Origin of the sequence: Bradyrhizobium macuxiense, from assembly GCF_007993935.1 — a bacterium.
GTDB lineage: Bacteria > Pseudomonadota > Alphaproteobacteria > Rhizobiales > Xanthobacteraceae > Bradyrhizobium > Bradyrhizobium macuxiense_A.
In genome coordinates, this window is record NZ_VITY01000015.1 from 39494 (window position 1) to 55826 (window position 16333).

Here is a 16333-nt window from a genome sequence, read left to right on the forward strand (position 1 = left end):
TATCCGGTCTCTGGCGTTGACGCACAGCCGTTGTCGAGAATTGGCGGCTTCCGCCCGGCAACGCCCTTTCGCCGCAGCATAAAGAGTTATGTCGACCGGAGAGAGGCGCTTGTGAGACCGATGCGGCAGTGCTCCAGACTTTGAGTCTCCGGCCAACGATTAGTCCGCTATTAAAACGTCTCGGTAATCTTGCGCAAGCAAGGGGGACGATCCGGATCAAATCCGCAGGCACGCGCCGTCTGCTCGATCATCCGATAGGCCGGGATCAGCATGGTGATCGGGTCGGTGGCTGGATCATCCTCGGTCAGCCAGGCCAGCGAGCCATGCGGTCCGCCGCAGAGATGCAGCGCAAACTTTTGCTCACGCAACTCGTTTACCAGTGCGTCCACCGTGGCCGCCGTTTCATCCATGAGGCGCATCATGACAACCGGCGTACGCGACGATAGCGCGGCGCGTGGCCCATGCTGCAGCTCGGCGGCGCTCAGACCGATGGAGGGCAGGCGCAGGATTTCCGAAAGTTTGAGCGCGATCTCCCTCGCCGAGCCCAGGGCCAGACCCCGGGCCGCCACAAAAACGGCTGACGCCTTGGTGAGATTATCGGCAATCTCGGTCCAATCGAGCGCCAGCGCTCGGTCCAGCCGCTCGGGCAGCCTATCGAGGGCTGACCGCAGCGCTCGATCTCCAGCGAGCTCGGCAACAAGTCCGACACAGGCCGCCATCGAGCCGATCACGGTCTTTGTCGCAGCCACCGAGTGCTCTTCGCCAGCTTCGATCGGAATGACGAACTCCGCTTCGTCGGCCACCGGTGACGACGCCGCATTGACGATGGCGACGGTCCGGGCGCCCGAGGCGCGCGCGGACTTCGTCGCCGCGACAAGATCCGGGCTGCGTCCCGATTGCGAGATCACAATGAACAGGGCATCGCGGAGCATTAAGGGCGTGCGAAATGCTGTGATCACCGAGGGAGCGCTGGCTGAAACGGGAAGACGAAGCCGCGTCTCGACAAGGTATCTCAAGAAAACCCCGGCATGCCCGGAGCTTCCCCGGCCACACACGACACAGAGGGGAACGGCGCCAATTCTAATTCGTTGTGTGACGTCGCGCGCGGCGGGGCGGCTGCGAACAATGTTGGCGACAACATTGGCGCTTTCCCCGATTTCGCTCGCCATCGCGGAGGTCGTCATGGCTCAGTCGCTCCGTCTCGCCTGCGCGCCGTCGCTCCCTTTGGATGCCGGTCACCATCCCTGGCGAGTTCGGCAAACACCCGTCGAAGGTTGCCGTCACAGTTTTTCAGCACGGTCTCGGCATCATCCTTGTCGACACCCAACACCAGAAGGACTGCCGTCTTGATGTCTCCCTCGGCCTGCTCGAGCGAGCGTGCCGCGTGCGACGGATCACAGTGCGCGATTTGCGCCACCATGACCTCTGCGCGCCGCTTCAGCTTGGCATTGGTCGGCTGCATATTCACCATCATGCCGCGATACACCCGGCCAAGCCGCAGCATAATCCCTGAGGAGATCAGATTGAGCACGACCTTCTGCGCGGTGCCCGCCTTCATCCGCGTAGAGCCGGCGACCAGCTCGCGGCCGGTCTCGATCAAGATCGGAAACTTTGCCGATGTCAGCAGTGCAGTGCCGGGATTGTTGGCGACGCCAATCGTCACTGCATCGAAAGAGCCTGCTTGCTGCAGCGCCGCGACCGTGAATGGCGTGGTGCCGCTGGCGGCTACTGCGATCACCACGTCGTGCGGCGTGAGTCGCGCGACATCGATCTGCATGACTGCATCATCGACATCGTCCTCTGCGCCCTCGATGCTGGTGACGAACGCACTATCTCCGCCGGCGACGATGAAGCGAACGCGCTCCTTGGGCCAGGCGAAGGTCGGCATAAGCTCAGCGCCGTCCTGGACTGCCACGCGGCCCGAGGTACCGGCGCCGACATACACAATGCGTCCGCGATCGCCCAGCGCCGCTTTGGCTGCTTCGGTCGCCGCAGTGATTGCGGGAAGGGCATGGCCGATCGCTGCAACGGCCGCAAGCTGGCCCTCCCACATCGCTTCCACCGCGGACATGAGCGGCCATGCATCAAGATCGGCAAAGCGGGGATCGACTTCTTCGGTGGCCATATTGATCCATGCGCCCTTAGCCGCGGAGCTTTGAAGCCTGTTCATGGTCAGTGTCTCTCTCGGGCAGATCGTGCCGCCCTCGCGCCACCAGTAACGCACCGGCCGCTGCGTCGGCGTCAGGGCGCTTCAGGCGGGCGCGCAGATCAGGTGTCAGCCAGGGCGTAATGGCAGCCGCGAGTCCGCCCACGAGCGCGAGCCGGTCAATTCCTCTCGCCAGGAAAAGATCGAGGAGATCGCCAATGGCATCGGCCGCGCGCTCGACAATGCGGCGGCCGACCGGATCGCCCTGATTGGCGTGCCGTATCACGATCGGCGCAAACCCTGCGTAATCTGTTGCTTTGGCTTCTTCAGACCATGCCACTGCCTGATAGGGATCATGATCGAATGCGCCAAGTACCTCTGAAAGCAGTGGGGTCAGCTCGCTGCGGCGATCAGCAGCCCGCAGCGCCAAGCGCACGACCTGCAGACCGATGTCGGCGCCGCTGCCTTCGTCGGAGACAGGAAAGCCGTAACCGGCGAGACGAATTTCGCGGCCGCCGATCAGGCCGACACCAACCGAGCCAGTGCCGGCTACCACGATCGCCCCGTCCGCGCCGCTGTGGGCGCCGAGACAGGCAGCCATGCCGTCGCTTATGAAGATAGCGGACGTAAACGGATGGACGATCTTCTTGAGCGCCGCTTCCGCGCCCCGGCGGCCGAGGCCGGCGAGGCCAATTCCGGCGTGGATCCGCGCAAAATCCTCGCGCGCCAAGCCGGCCTGCGCGGCAGCCGCTTCGGTTGCCTCCATGATGGAACGCCAGGCCTTTTCGACACCAATCCGCGTCGTCGCAGGCCCCGAGCTCGCTTCGCCGAGCAGCCTGCCGCTTTCGTCCTCAATCCGGGCGCGGCAGCGGGTTCCGCCCCCGTCAATTCCGAGATACGTGGTACCTTTCATTCCCATGGAAAGTTAACGCAAGGGCTTCGGTCCGGGTCCCCCAACGCATAGATGGGGGAACATTTTAGATTACGGCACTCGTCTCACGGGCCTGTGACTGCCACTCTCGGATGAACGCTGATGGGCGACCGCACCTCTTCCGACGATATCACGATTGCTGCGTCGCAAATCTTTGACGGTATTGCGGTGCACGGGCCGGGGCGGGTCAGGATTTCGAAAGGCAGGATTGAAAGCATTACCTTCGGAGAGTCGGAGCCGTGCGCGTCAATCCAGCTGCCCCGCGATGCGATCCTTGCACCCGGATTCCTCGACGTCCAGGTGAACGGAGGAGGGGGAGTTCTTCTCAACGACGAGCCAACTGAAGCTGGTGTTCGTCGCATCGTCGCAGCGCACCGCGGAGCAGGGACCACGGGCTGCTTGCCGACCCTCATCACTGATCGCAGCGAGGTCATCGAGCGATTGGCTGCAGTAGCTCCGGCGTGCCTCAAGATTCCCGGTGTGCTCGGCTTTCATCTGGAAGGGCCGGCACTCAACCGGTCACGCATGGGCATCCATCCGGAAGCCGAAATACGCGTGCCCGATCGGCGCGATCTCGCCGCGGTCAAAAGTTTCGGGGGCCACGGCCGCTCTATCGTAACCTTGGCCCCGGAATGCGTGCCCGCATCCATGATCGATGAGCTAATCGGCGCTGGATTGCGTATCGCAGCCGGCCACAGTGACGCCACCGCAGCGGAGGTCCGGCTGGCAGTCGACCGTGGTATCTCGGGGGTGACCCATCTGTTCAACGCCATGTCGCAGTTGAACGCCCGGGAGCCGGGCCTAGTGGGCGTCGCGCTTGAGGACGATCGGCTGTTCGCAGGGATCATCTGCGACGGCATCCACGTTGACCGCGCTGGTTTGCGTGTTGCCTTCCGCTGCAAGGGACGCGATCGCTTGATGCTGGTCACCGATGCGATGCCATCGGTGGGTACGGACGATCGGCAATTCCTGCTGCAAGGAAAGCAGATTACATTGAACGAAAGTCGCCTGACTGGCCCAGATGGCACGCTCGCGGGCGCTCACCTCACCATGATTGAGGCGGTGCGCAACGCTATTGCGCTTATCGGAGCCTCCCTTATCGACGCCCTCATCATGGCTTCCCGGACGCCCGCGACGTTTCTGGGCCTTGAGGATGAGCTTGGACGGATTGCGCCCGGCTACTGCGCGGACCTTGTCGCGATCAATTCGGCCCTTGAAGTTGTCGGCACTTGGGTAGCCGGTGTCGGTTCGACGAACGATGCGACCATGGCTTCTCACCGAGGGTAGATGCGCAACCATTCAATTATCGTACAAAAATATGGCGGTGCCTGCCTTGAAACACCGGCGAAAATTCGCGCGGTTGCGCGCAGTCTTGCCGACCTGCATCGCCGCGGTCATCGTGTCGTGGCGATCGTCTCTGCAATGGGTATGACCACTGATCAATTGATCCAGATGGCTTACCAGGTAAGCTCCACCCCCAATCGCCGTGAACTTGACATGCTGCTGACGACTGGTGAGCGCATCAGCATGTCCCTGATGAGCATGGCGCTTTCTGACCTCGGTGTGCTCGCGATCAGCTTCACCGGTAGTCAGGCCGGTGTGATGACGGACGGTTCCCATTCCTCGGCACGCATCCTGGAGGTACGTCCCGTTCGGGTGCGTGAGGAACTTGATCGTGGGCGCGTTGTGGTGCTGGCGGGATTTCAGGGCGTGAACGCTGCGACAAAAGAAATCACCACGCTCGGCCGCGGCGGTAGCGACACGACGGCCGTTGCGATGGCAGCGGCGCTGAAAGCCGAGCGCTGTGAAATCATCAAAGAGGTCGACGGCGTTTGCTCGGCCGATCCACGCACAGTGCCTGATGCAAAGCCCTTGCGACTGGTGGATTTCGCATCCCTGTCTGAGATGTGCTTCTGGGGTGCAAAGGTTCTGCATTTTCGCAGCGTAGAGCTGGCACAAAGTCAGGATGTGCCGCTGGTTCTCAAGCGGTGGGGTGGCGTTGAACACGGCACGCAGGTGACGAAGGAGGTTGCAGGGATGGAAAAGGGAAGGGTTCTGGCTGTAAACTCGATAGTTCGCATTGAGCATGTCGAAATAGATTGCAAAGATCTCAATCACGGTTTCCAGAAATTCGCGCAGCATCTCGAGCAAAGCAGCCTGTCTTGGCCCCAGGTCCTTGCCTCGGGCTTCGCCGCGGGCAAGACCAGCATGAACGTGGCCTGTGATTCAGAGTGGCTCGACGCGCTGTTGCGAACGATGGAGGGCAGCAAGGAGTTGCGCAAGCATCGCGAGGCGTCAAGCTCGGTGAGCCTCACCTGCTTCGGCGGCGTTTCGTCGGAATTGCCGTTCAGGGCATTGCAGGTTCTCGAACATCACGGGATTGTACCCGACAAGTATGTGTTGTCGCCGCATTCGATCAGTCTGTTTGTTCCTGTGGAGAGCCGGGAGGCAGCGGTTAAGTCATTGCATTCGCTTATCGAGCAGGCATAGCTTCAGGAAGCGGAGGGCATCGCTCCCACTCACGCCTTGATCTCCAATGCGAGACGAACAAGCTGCGTGTGATCAGTTCTCCGCGATGAGGCTTGCGCACGGCCTGCAACTATGTCGCCCGTAGAACTGCGGCATAGATTTGAGAGCAGCGGAGTGGCGTTCGGCTTTGTGCGTTGGCTCTCTTCGCCCCCAAGAAGCGCACTAGCGGTTCGCTAGTTGCTTCCTATGAGACTCGATCATCTCCGCGGTAACGTCGCTGGGGTAACAGATCGGTGCCGCGCCGCCTGGCCGAGAATAGGCGCTTCGGGCACCACAGGCCCTTCCATTCCGCATTGTGTCATCCGGACACGCGCAAGGTTTGCCCGTCGCGTGATATTGATCCCGACTAGCCTTGATGATGATTGCACCTATGGCTGCCGCGGTTAGAACAGCCTCCGCCTTGCGCTTTGCCTCGCGTTGAGGAGTTAGACGCGGCGCCGGCTTCTCAGGTGCCCGCGGCTCGACGCTTGAGACTTCCTTTTTTGACTCAGGGCTTAGCAAGACCGGCGCCAACGGTACGCGCTTTGCAATGGTCGGTGGCTCCGCGAGGGCGATCGGTCCTTGAGCGGCTGAGGTCGAAACTAACTTGCTCGGACTGGCATCCTGATGACCAAGCGAATAGGCAGAGACTGCCGTCACGCCGATCAAGAAGAAAATTGCACCTCCGCGCGTCGCCGCGTCCGATTAGTAAACTTATGCATAGACGAAACTGCCCAAGTGGGCTGCAAGCGCTCCGTTAGGCGCCCGCTGGCCCTTGCGCAATATCGATGACGTGCCGGTCGGCCCCGACAGTGATGACAATCGTATACGTCTTCGCCCCACCACCCTGGTCAGTCGGTGGCGCAAGATGCAGTTGGCCGCCGTACCATTCGCCTGACATGAGTGTGTTGTCCTTGATCACCGACTGCTCTAGTGCCGTCATATTGCGCTGCCCCGTCTCCACCGTGGTCGCGATCATCGCTTCGTTCTGGGCACTAGCATTGCCTTGGGCAATCGCGGCGGCGGTCGGGCTGTAAAACGTGCCTGTGCGACCGCTTGGCGTGGTGTAGCTGCCATAGCCTGCTTGTGACGCGCTATAGGCATTGCCTGCTGCCGCTAGACCCGTAAAAATTGCCCTCGCGACCTGGCGGTTCTTTTCTTCCTGCACGAGCATTTCATAAGTCACGACCTGCATCGAATGATCGGTTCCACCGACGTGCTGGATCGCCTCGACTTGCGATACCCGGAAATCTACGGGGGCCTTGCCGAGATTGTTAATGCCCACGACGAACACAGGGCGACCATTAGCCTGAAACTGTCGAGCAGCAGGACGCACAAGGACGAGTGAATTCTTCTGTCGAGAGACAAGGGCTGGCTGTCCATCCCGCACGAGCGCCTGTTGCTGCGGATTAGACGTTTTAAACTGAACTGTCTCGCTGTTGGTTACACAGCCGCCCAACGTGGCGAAGAGCGCCACGACGCAAAACTTACGCATTGATCTTCCCCCAGACTCAGAGGGATAGAAGCGCAACCAGGGCGCGATATCAATAAAGTGGATCAACCCGCCGCACTAGACCTTAGTTGTGTGTACGCGAATGAGCTCAGTCATGTAGTTGCACCGACTGTTTGATCATAAATGACCGTCACCAAGATGGTCTGCGGTTGAGGGAGAATTTGGTTTCCTATGGAGGAGGCCATCACACCTCTAGCCATGGTGGCTCATATATCGGTGGAGCAGGATCGTCGCATAGAGGCGGTACCTACTCGAACCCGAACACCGGAAATCAGTACGGCACGCACAAATAAGCTTTCATACAAAAGCTTACTAGTCGCGCTGCCCTGAGCTACCACAACGTCGATCCACTATGAAGCCGCTAGCGTCTTGATGAATTCGTCGAGCGTTGGCTGCGGCGCCGTTTGTAATTTGTGGAGTTCTTCAGGCTTTAGTTTGGTATAGCGTCGTAGCGTCCGCCAATCCTTGTGACCTGTGACCAGCGCCACCTTCTCGATCGTGAGCCCGGCCTCAAAGAGACGGCTGGTACCTTCGTGCCTCAGGTCGTGAAAGTGCAAATCCGCAATCTTCAGCTCCTCACAGGCCCGCGCGAACGCCTTGCTCACTGAGCGATGGTTATATGGAAATACGCGACCCTGACCTCCGGTGATGATGCGCTGCTGGAGCATGATCTCCCATGCGTCATAGCCTGTCAGGTTGAGAAGCGGGACCCTCTGATTGTTGCCATCTTTCTTCCTCGGATCCTTGCGGTCAATGATCGTGAGAATCCGCTTTTTCATGTCGACGAGCAGCCAGTCGGGCCGGCAGATCTCCTCTTGCCGCATCGTGGTCGCAATGGCGTATCGAACGGTGCGAGCCATCGGGATAACCTGTCGCGGATTGCTCTCGAAGTATTCAATGAGCTCGTCGAGCTCATCTTGGGTCGGTCGTCGATCTCGCTCATCCGATTTTCCGACGAGGCCCAGATGCTTCAGCGCGAATCGCGCCAAGCGAACTTCTTCGGCTGATACTTCGATGCCATGAACGGCCGCTGCATGCGTCGCAATGGTTCTGATGAACGACATGTCGATGGCAAGGGTAGCGGGACCTGCACCTTCCTTCGCGCGTTTCCTGCCGTATTCGATCAGTCGTTCGCGGTCGAGCCGGAGAAGCTTCGTGGATCCAAGGTCTTCCTTAAGCCTAAGGTAAATAATTGAAATCGCAAGACTATCGCTTTTCTGTGGCCCCGATGATGGATCGGACTGGCTGATCTTAGACGGCATGGCGCGATGTGGGAGTACGTCGGCTCAGCTTGGACGAAGCTACGAGTTCGAATGCGCATCGGCGGTCGTTAGACGGCCGATGCGTCCCGATCCAGCACTAACCTGGCGGTTCGCGACTGCCAGCCAATCGGCCGTTCTGGATGTAACCGTAACCAAGCATGCGGCTTGAGCCGCTCTAATGTCTGCAGCTACACGCTGCCTCCAGTTTTGATGGCGATCGATCTGCAAAGACAGTCACGGCAACCGCGATCGGAGGAAGTAAGCGTTGGCGGAAGGGGTGTCCTGTCAACCCGGCTGAAGCGGCTCAACTTTTTGGATTGGGGTCTTCGAATGCTACGGTTTAGCCCACGCCGGCGACAGCCCGAAGCTGGTCGTCGTCGGCAGCGACACCGAAGCCAAAAACCAAAGAATGATTGGGAGGGCACGTGAAAGAGGCCGACCTGCTGGTCAAGAGGCGACGTTCCTACAGCGCGACGCCGCCATGGCGCGCCACTGCGGCCATCTCGCCGCAGCCGAGGCGGTCTCGTTGGGAACTGGTCCGAGGAGATCCTGGCGGAGGCGGTTGCGGGTTTCCAGAGAGGTCGATCGCGTCCGACTTCGCTGTCATCGCGATCTAGGCGGCAGACGATTGATGACGTTCAGGATCGGCATAATCTCAGACACACACGGCCTGTTGAGGCCGGAGGCGGAGCGCGCTCTTGCCGGCGTCGATCACATTATCCATGGCGGTGACATCGGCAATCCCGACATCATCACCGCGCTTCGCAGGATCGCTCCGGTCACGTCGATCCGAGGGCACGTGGACACCGGTCATTGGGCCGCCGAGTTTGCTGACAGCGAATGCGTGCGCCTCGCCCGACGGACGCTCTATGTCTTGCATGATCTCAAGGCGCTGGTAGTCGATCCCGTCGCCCAAGGCATCGACGTCGTTATCTCCGGTCACTCCCATGTGCCGAAGATCGACATCATCGATGGCGTACTTTACCTCAATCCCGGCAGCGCCGGGCCACGGCGCTTCAAACTGCCGATCACGCTCGCGACGCTCGACGTCACGCCCAGGGGCCTACAACCGCTCATCCATGATCTGTGAACCGGCTGATCCGCACCGGGTTCGGAGCGCGGGAGCGACCGATCAGGCACTGCAGGCAGGCGAACTTGGACCGGGTCTCTGTTCGCTCTCGACAAAACCGAACTTTTGTGACCGCCGATCTTACCACGCGAAACGCCTCCTATCTCCAGCCTCAAACCTTCCGCTTCGTCACGCGGGGGAGCAACGTTTTGCTCAGTGTTGGGTACCCCTTTTGAGTGCATGAGACACCTTGCCACACTGGCGGCATCTTCCTAATTTGTTCATTCGGCGTGGAGGGTTGCGCGCTTATTTTTTGCTGATTTTTTAGTTGTTATGTGAGCTTTTTACCCACCTCTGCCGAGGAGGGCAGCAGATGCACATAGAGTTGAGTGCCTGTTGATTCCGGACTTGCGTCAGTTGGACGTCGGCACTTCTGTTCGAACCTATCCACGTCGTCACTCGTCCGCGCCAAACACTGCGGTCTGTTGCGCGGTTGAGGGGAGTTTCTCCTCTAGACCGGTGCAGGATCGCTTCATTGGCGTTGGCCATCGTCATTGGCCGTAAATTCTGACGAGCGCATGTCCCGTACGGATAAAGAGGGAGAGCTTGCCGATGACTGCGGAAGCCGCTCCGGAGAGCAGGCCTACGGTTCACACGGCTGACACTGGCCTTGATGGTCTCTGCCTCATCGCGCGATTTCTCGGCGTTCCGGCCAATGCCGATGATCTTCGACGCCGCTATGCCATAACGACAGCTAGCAGAGACGATCTTGTGCGCATTGCGCGCCGACTTGGCTTCAAGGCGCGGCCTGTCATCACGTCGCTAGCCCGCATCGACAAGACTCCACTCCCGGCGCTCGCCGAGGCGAAGGATGGTACCTTCTTCATTATGGGTAAGGTAAGTGACGGGAAGCTGATCGTCCAACTCCCGACCGAGCCTCACCCTCGGATACTCGACCGCGCCGAGCTGGAAGCGACGTGGTCAGGCCGGCTGATCATGATAGCCAGGCGCGCAACCGCGAGCTCGTTGGTCGGGGCGTTCGACCTGCGTTGGTTCATTTCGGCGGTGAATCGCTATCGCAGGGTGCTGGGAGAGGTGGTACTCGCCTCATTCTTCATCCAAGTTCTCGGGCTGTTGACACCACTGTTCTTCCAGGTGGTGGTGGACAAAGTGCTGGTGCACCGTGGACTTTCCACCTTGGACGTCCTGGTGGTCGGGCTTGCCTGTGTCGCGCTTTTCGAAGTGGCGCTTGGCACCGTGCGTACGTTCGTGTTCAGTCACACGACCAACCGGATCGACATCGAGCTCGGCGCGCGGCTGTTCGATCATCTGCTGGCACTGCCAATCGCGTATTTCGCAACCCGACGTGTCGGCGACAGCATTGCGCGCGTCCGCGAGCTGGAAAACATCCGTTCGTTTCTGACCGGTTCGGCGCTGACGCTCACGATTGATCTCTTCTTCACCTTTGTGTTCTTTGCCGTAATGTTCTTCTACAGCGTCACGCTGACGTGGGTCGTGATCGCATCGCTACCTGTCTACATTGCGATCAGCGCGGTGGTCACGCCGATGTTTCGACGAAGGCTTGATGAAAAGTTCGCGCGAGGCGCCGAAAATCAAGCGTTCCTGGTCGAAGCCGTCACCGGCATCGATACACTGAAGGCCATGGCCGTCGAGCCGCACATGCAACGCCGGTGGGAAGAGCAACTCGCAGGGTACGTCCATGCGAGCTTCCGTACGCAGAATCTGGCCAATGTCGGCAGCCAGGCGGTGCAATTCGTCAACAAGGCAACCATCGTGCTCACGCTCTATCTGGGCGCCAAGGCGGTGATCGCAGGCGAACTGACGGTCGGTGAGCTGGTCGCCTTCAACATGCTCGCTGCCCGCGTCGCCCAGCCAGTGTTGCGCATCGCCCAGCTGTGGCAGGATTTTCAGCAGACTCGGATATCGGTCGCGCGCCTTGGAGATATTCTGAACACTCCAAGGGAGCCGGCCCAGAACAGCGCCGCCTCCCTGCCGCCGATGAAAGGAGCGATCCGCTTCGACCATGCGACGTTCCGCTATCGTATGGACCTGCCTCCAGTTCTGTCAGACATTGTTCTGGATATTCCGGCGGGGCAGGTGGTCGGCATAGTCGGCCCCTCCGGTTCCGGGAAGTCAACGCTTGCCAAGCTCGTGCAGCGCTTCTACGCGCCTGAAGGCGGGCGTATCTTGATCGACGGTATCGATCTCTCCGTCGTCGACACTGCCTGGCTGCGGCGCAATATCGGGATCGTGCTACAGGAGAGTGTGCTGTTTAACCGCACCGTTCGCGAAAACATCGCGCTCGCCGATCCCGGCGCTCCGATCGAACGGGTGATGGCCGTTGCTGCACTGGCCGGCGCCCACGATTTCATCCTGGAGCTGCCGAACGCATACGACACCATGATCGGCGAGCGCGGCGCCTCGCTTTCCGGCGGTCAGCGGCAGCGTATCGCGATCGCTCGTGCGTTGATGACCAATCCGCGCATTCTTGTTCTTGACGAGGCGACCAGTGCACTGGATTACGAGAGCGAGCGCATCGTGCAAGAAAATATGCGCCGTATCTCTTCGGGCCGAACAGTGCTGATCATTGCCCATCGGCTCTCGGCAGTGCGTCGGGCTGACCGCATCATAACACTCGAGCAGGGGCGCATCGTCGAGGACGGAACTCACGACGAGCTGATAGGAAGTGGTGGCCGCTACGCCCACCTTGTCCGCATACAGGCGGGAGTTGCCCATGCGGTCTAGTGTGAAGGGGGAAGTGATCCCGCTGCAGCAAAGTACGACAACGCGACGCGTCGCGCATGAGCTGGAATTCCTCGCACCGGCAATTGAAATCATCGAGACGCCGATTTCTCCGGCTGGGCGTATGACGATTCGCATCATCATCGCGCTGGTGACAGTTGCCTTCCTTTGGGCCTACTTCGGCAAGATCGATATCATCGCCACGGCACCTGGGCGGATCATCCCATCGGGCAAGGTCAAGATGGTCCAACCGCTCGAGATTGGCGTGGTCAAGTCGATTCGGGTTTCGGACGGGCAGCCGGTCCAGGCCGGCGATGTGCTGATCGAGCTCGATCCCACTACCAATGCAGCCGACCGGGAACGCATCGCGCGCGACCTGCAGCAAGCCGAGCTCGACGTTGCGCGTCTCACGGCGCTGGCCACAGGCAAGGCGGACTCCTTTGTCGCTCCGCAGGGAGCCGACCCAATGCTGAGCGAGGCGGCACGGCGTCAGCTCGTGGCGGAACTTGAACAGCGGAAGGCCAAGCTCTTGGGGCTGGACGGGCAAATCGCGGGAAAGTTTGCCGAGCGCAATCAGGCGAAGGCGAATATCGTCAAGCTCGACGCATCAATGCCTTTCGTCGAGCAGCGGGTACAAATCTACGAGAAACTGCAGGCGAATCAGTACGTCTCGAAGATCGCCTATCTCGATGCTCAGCAGGCGTTGTCGGATGCGAAGAACAATCGCGCCATTGCCGCACATCAACTCGAGGCGGCAGAGGCCGCGATCGAGGCGCTGAGCGAGTCGCGCGACGAGGCCGAGGCCGATTTTCGCCGGCAGACGCTGGATGAGCTCGCCAAGGTCAGGCAGAAGGCGGCGGAGCTTCGCCAAGACCACGTCAAGGCGGTGCAGCGTACCCACCTGCAGGTGCTTCGGGCGCCTGTCAACGGATCTGTCGAGCAACTCACCGTGCATACGGTGGGAGGAGTGGTGACGCCTGCCCAGTCGCTGATGGTGATTGTCCCCGAAGGTTCGAAGCTCGAGGTCGAGGCGATGCTGCCTAATCGGGAGGCCGGGTTTGTACGGGCCGGACAAGAGGTCGAGGTGAAGGTCGAAGCGTTCACCTATACTCGCTACGGCCTCTTGCCTGGTCGAGTTGAAGGGGTGAGCCGCGATGCGCTCCACGGCGAAAAGGATCAATCGGCGTCGCAACAGCGCTCCCCGGAATCAGCAGAGTCGACCGGTGCGGGGACTGCGGCAAACTCGGCGACGTCGTATGTGGCACGCATCTCGCTCAAAGATACAACGGTCGAGACCGAACAGGGACGAAAATCGCTAGAGCCCGGCATGACCGTGACGACCGAAATCAAGACCGGCCAGCGCCGAGTGATCGAATTTCTGTTCTCGCCGTTGCTGCGGTATGCGCACGAAGCTTTGAAAGAACGGTAGATCAATGGCGGCAGGTGTTCAATATCGGAAGGACGTAGCGCAAAGCATTCTGGCAACCGCATTATGCCAGAGGCTGGCCGGCTACCTGTCGTCCGTTCGGCTCGCACGTCTTCGCGCTTTGCCGGCGCGTTCTATACGCGCGGCTGTGCCTTGCACAGCGTCGAATCAGAAGTTGCGGTTCTTGGAGAAATACTTCCGTACCTCGCAAGATGTACCCCGATGGGGCGAATAGCTCCGAGTTCCATGACAGTCTAACGTTGGTCATTTCGATTGATCAGTAATGCAGTTTATTGCACGTACTCGCCGTCCGCGAAGCGGAATCACGGCGTAGGCGGTGACATTGGAATTCTGGAAGGAGACGGCAGCGTTTAGTTCGGAAAATTTCACAGCGTTTTCTGGAGGTGTGCGATGTCGAAATTGCAGACCAACTCCACGGAATATCTCGCTGATACGAACGCCGATATCAACGCATCAGGGTTTGATCCCAACAGCCTTGTGGAATTGACTGTCCAACTGGACAACAATGGCGTGTTGGGCTCGCCGTTTACCTGGTTTGTCAGTGACAGCGACCTAGGGGCGCTCCAGACAAGCTTCTTTGTCAATCCCGCCTATGCAGGCAGCACACTCCAGATCACCGCCACCGAGGTGAACATTGCCGCGAACGGCGCTGTCACGCCTGTTGCAGGTGTCGCGCCCGCGACCACTCAGGTCACGGTCGCCGCGTCGTCGTCCACGACCGTGACACCGACGGTCACGACCGACCTGCCAGACTATTCGCCCGGCAGCACCGCAACCTTTACCGCGAGCGGTTTCAGCGCCGGGGATACCATTCAATTCGCGACGTACATCATCAATCCGATGACTGACGCCGTGTTGTCGGTCGGACCGACGTTGACGGGCGTCGCCGGCGCGAATGGTGTGGCGACCACCCAGTTTTCGGTCACCTCCGCCTATGCGGGCACAACTGTTGAACTCACCGCGATGGATCCCACCGCGGGCCTGAGCGCGGCGACGACGTTCACCGACAGTAGCGGTGCCTCCCTCAGCCAATGGGCAAACCAGTCGCCCGGCAGTTGGATCAACGGCGACTTGAACGGTAACAAGGCAACTTATTTCGAGGGTGACGACGTTCCCTTCCAGCTCACCTTCACTGGGCTCAACGTCGGCCAAGTCTACTCGATCGATCTCCAGTGGGACACATCCAAGAGCGGTGATCACGCCTATGATTATTTGACAACCTACAATTTTAACGTCCCGGGCGACCAGCCCAATCCGCTGACCGGCGTCAGTTTGAATGGGAGCCTGGTCTCGACCCTTGGTATTCCGTTAGATCCGCACGTAACGCAATTCGTCAGCCAGACTTCCGGCCAGGTTTTTACGTTCTTTGGCGCCCAGGCCGGGTCCGTTCTTGCCGGCAACGGGGGTGGCACGACGCTTGGAGTCTATGATCTCACCGGCAGCGGCAGCTGGAATTCCATTACAGGTTACAGCGGTGACACCTCCGAAGACGTAGTCATTACGTTTACCGCCGAAGACACTTCGGGCGACGCGGTGCTGTCCTTTGGCGCCCACGTTGCGCAGGGATTGGAAGCCGGGAATCTCAGTTGGGGCGCCTTGAACGAGTTCGGGGCAGCGAACATCAGCGGCGCGCCGTACCATATGGCGATCCAGGCCGGAGACCCGAGTAACTCCGTCATCGCGGGCAATAAGTCACAGGACAGATCGCTCCAGAGCTCTGTCGTCGTCGTTCCGAGCATCAACATCGAGAAGCTGGTTTCCGCGGACGGCGGCACGAATTGGTATGTGCTCGACGACAACGATCACGTGACCTCCTCGAACATCCAGGAGGATGACGTTGCGTTTCTCGAAGGGCTTAATCTTGGTTTCAACAGCAGCAACCTGCATACCGGCGTTCTGAATACCATCGTCGGCCAGACGCTGACCTACGAGGTGGTGGTCACCAATACGTCCACCTCCGGGAGCGGAATCACCGACACGGGCATCACGGTCACGGACAACACCGGGCTCGTGTTCACCGTTGGGACCACGTTGACGGCAGGTCAAAGCGAAATCTCGACCAACAATCCAACGAGTGTTGCCGCGAGCGGACTGAACCCGGATACGGTGACGGTGAACGCTTCGGCTGTCACGCCTGTCGGGACTCTTGGTCTCTCCGATAGCGATACCGCGGAGTACAATGCGGTAGCGGTAGGCATCAACATCGAGAAATTGATCTCGCCGGACGGCGGCACGCATTGGTATTTGCTCGGCGACGACGCCGGCGACAGCGCAGGAAGCGCCGACTTTGCTGCGATCAGCAATTTCAGCGGCTTCACCGGCACCTTGGTCACCGGCAGCCCGAGCAATATTTTGGCGGGCGCGAAGCTCGAATACGAGGTGGTGGTCACCAATACGTCCAGTAGCGGAAGCGGAGTGACCGAGACTGGCGTTACCGTCACAGACAATCCGAGCAGCCTGATCTTCACCGTCGGTGGCACGCTGACAGCTGGCCAGATAGAGATTTCAAGCCCGCTTGTTACTGCGACGGCGGTCACCGGAACCCATTCCGATACGGCCACCGTTCATGCTACGGCGACGCTCGGGTCCACCACCCAAGGGGTCAGCGACACCGACAGTCAGAGCTACAGTGCAGTCTCGGTCGGCATCAACATCGAGAAGCTGGTGTCGCCGGACGGCGGCAAGGACTGGTAC

The 16333-nt window shown here is 60.0% G+C and carries 11 protein-coding genes; 6 read left to right on the top strand and 5 right to left on the bottom strand.

Annotation, left to right across the window (positions count from 1 at the left end):
• Positions 1 to 170: 170 nt before the first annotated feature.
• Genes FBZ93_RS32080 through FBZ93_RS32090 form a run of 3 tightly spaced genes read right to left on the bottom strand, consistent with a single transcriptional unit; the run spans position 171 to position 3065 of the window.
• Positions 171 to 1184 (bottom strand): SIS domain-containing protein, encoded by a 1014-nt coding sequence (locus FBZ93_RS32080; RefSeq protein WP_146991426.1) that lies wholly within the window; start codon positions 1182 to 1184, stop codon positions 171 to 173.
• Positions 1181 to 2125: an N-acetylmuramic acid 6-phosphate etherase gene (locus tag FBZ93_RS32085; protein WP_146991562.1), complete on the bottom strand. Its 945-nt coding sequence runs from the start codon at positions 2123 to 2125 to the stop codon at positions 1181 to 1183. Before FBZ93_RS32085 ends, FBZ93_RS32080 begins: the two co-directional genes overlap by 4 nt.
• 16 nt (positions 2126 to 2141) lie before the next feature.
• Positions 2142 to 3065, bottom strand: coding sequence for a BadF/BadG/BcrA/BcrD ATPase family protein (locus FBZ93_RS32090; RefSeq protein ID WP_146991427.1), 924 nt, complete (start codon positions 3063 to 3065; stop codon positions 2142 to 2144).
• A 114-nt stretch (positions 3066 to 3179) separates the two neighbouring features.
• On the opposite strand from FBZ93_RS32090, the gene nagA reads away from it, so the two are divergent.
• Positions 3180 to 4364: an N-acetylglucosamine-6-phosphate deacetylase gene (gene nagA / locus FBZ93_RS32095; RefSeq protein WP_146991428.1), complete on the top strand. Its 1185-nt coding sequence runs from the start codon at positions 3180 to 3182 to the stop codon at positions 4362 to 4364.
• Positions 4365 to 5567 carry an aspartate kinase gene (locus tag FBZ93_RS32100; RefSeq protein WP_146991429.1) on the top strand — a complete coding sequence of 401 codons (1203 nt, stop codon included), beginning with the start codon at positions 4365 to 4367 and terminating at the stop codon, positions 5565 to 5567.
• Positions 5568 to 6342: 775 nt separating this feature from the next.
• Here FBZ93_RS32100 and FBZ93_RS32110 read toward each other — a convergent pair.
• Both FBZ93_RS32110 and FBZ93_RS32120 read right to left on the bottom strand, forming a co-directional pair.
• Complete coding sequence (locus tag FBZ93_RS32110) at positions 6343 to 7080, bottom strand: hypothetical protein (RefSeq protein ID WP_146991431.1); 738 nt, start codon at positions 7078 to 7080, stop codon at positions 6343 to 6345.
• Between the two features lie 368 nt (positions 7081 to 7448).
• Positions 7449 to 8360: a site-specific integrase gene (locus FBZ93_RS32120; protein WP_146991433.1), complete on the bottom strand. Its 912-nt coding sequence runs from the start codon at positions 8358 to 8360 to the stop codon at positions 7449 to 7451.
• A 631-nt stretch (positions 8361 to 8991) separates the two neighbouring features.
• On the opposite strand from FBZ93_RS32120, the gene FBZ93_RS32125 reads away from it, so the two are divergent.
• From FBZ93_RS32125 to FBZ93_RS40845, 4 genes are all read left to right on the top strand, one after another.
• On the top strand, positions 8992 to 9450 hold the full coding sequence (locus FBZ93_RS32125; RefSeq protein ID WP_146991434.1) for a metallophosphoesterase family protein: 459 nt from the start codon (positions 8992 to 8994) through the stop codon (positions 9448 to 9450).
• Positions 9451 to 10041: 591 nt separating this feature from the next.
• On the top strand, positions 10042 to 12195 hold the full coding sequence (locus FBZ93_RS32130; protein WP_146991435.1) for a type I secretion system permease/ATPase: 2154 nt from the start codon (positions 10042 to 10044) through the stop codon (positions 12193 to 12195).
• A 13-nt stretch (positions 12196 to 12208) separates the two neighbouring features.
• Positions 12209 to 13621, top strand: a complete 1413-nt coding sequence (locus tag FBZ93_RS32135; protein WP_167529311.1) for an HlyD family type I secretion periplasmic adaptor subunit — start codon at positions 12209 to 12211, stop codon at positions 13619 to 13621.
• A gap of 408 nt (positions 13622 to 14029) precedes the next feature.
• On the top strand, positions 14030 to 16333 hold a 2304-nt coding region (locus tag FBZ93_RS40845; protein ID WP_167529312.1), incomplete at its 3' end, for a hypothetical protein.

Excerpts from the sequence above, each read along its gene's own strand:
- FBZ93_RS32100 (WP_146991429.1), top strand. The coding sequence starts at position 4,365 with ATGCGCAACCATTCAATTATCGTACAAAAATATGGCGGTGCCTGCCTT.
- FBZ93_RS32090 (WP_146991427.1), bottom strand. The coding sequence starts at position 3,065 with ATGGGAATGAAAGGTACCACGTATCTCGGAATTGACGGGGGCGGAACC.
- FBZ93_RS32080 (WP_146991426.1), bottom strand. The coding sequence starts at position 1,184 with ATGACGACCTCCGCGATGGCGAGCGAAATCGGGGAAAGCGCCAATGTT.
- FBZ93_RS32110 (WP_146991431.1), bottom strand. The coding sequence starts at position 7,080 with ATGCGTAAGTTTTGCGTCGTGGCGCTCTTCGCCACGTTGGGCGGCTGT.
- FBZ93_RS32120 (WP_146991433.1), bottom strand. The coding sequence starts at position 8,360 with ATGCCGTCTAAGATCAGCCAGTCCGATCCATCATCGGGGCCACAGAAA.
- FBZ93_RS32085 (WP_146991562.1), bottom strand. The coding sequence starts at position 2,125 with ATGGCCACCGAAGAAGTCGATCCCCGCTTTGCCGATCTTGATGCATGG.
- FBZ93_RS32125 (WP_146991434.1), top strand. The coding sequence starts at position 8,992 with ATGACGTTCAGGATCGGCATAATCTCAGACACACACGGCCTGTTGAGG.
- nagA (WP_146991428.1), top strand. The coding sequence starts at position 3,180 with ATGGGCGACCGCACCTCTTCCGACGATATCACGATTGCTGCGTCGCAA.
- FBZ93_RS32130 (WP_146991435.1), top strand. The coding sequence starts at position 10,042 with ATGACTGCGGAAGCCGCTCCGGAGAGCAGGCCTACGGTTCACACGGCT.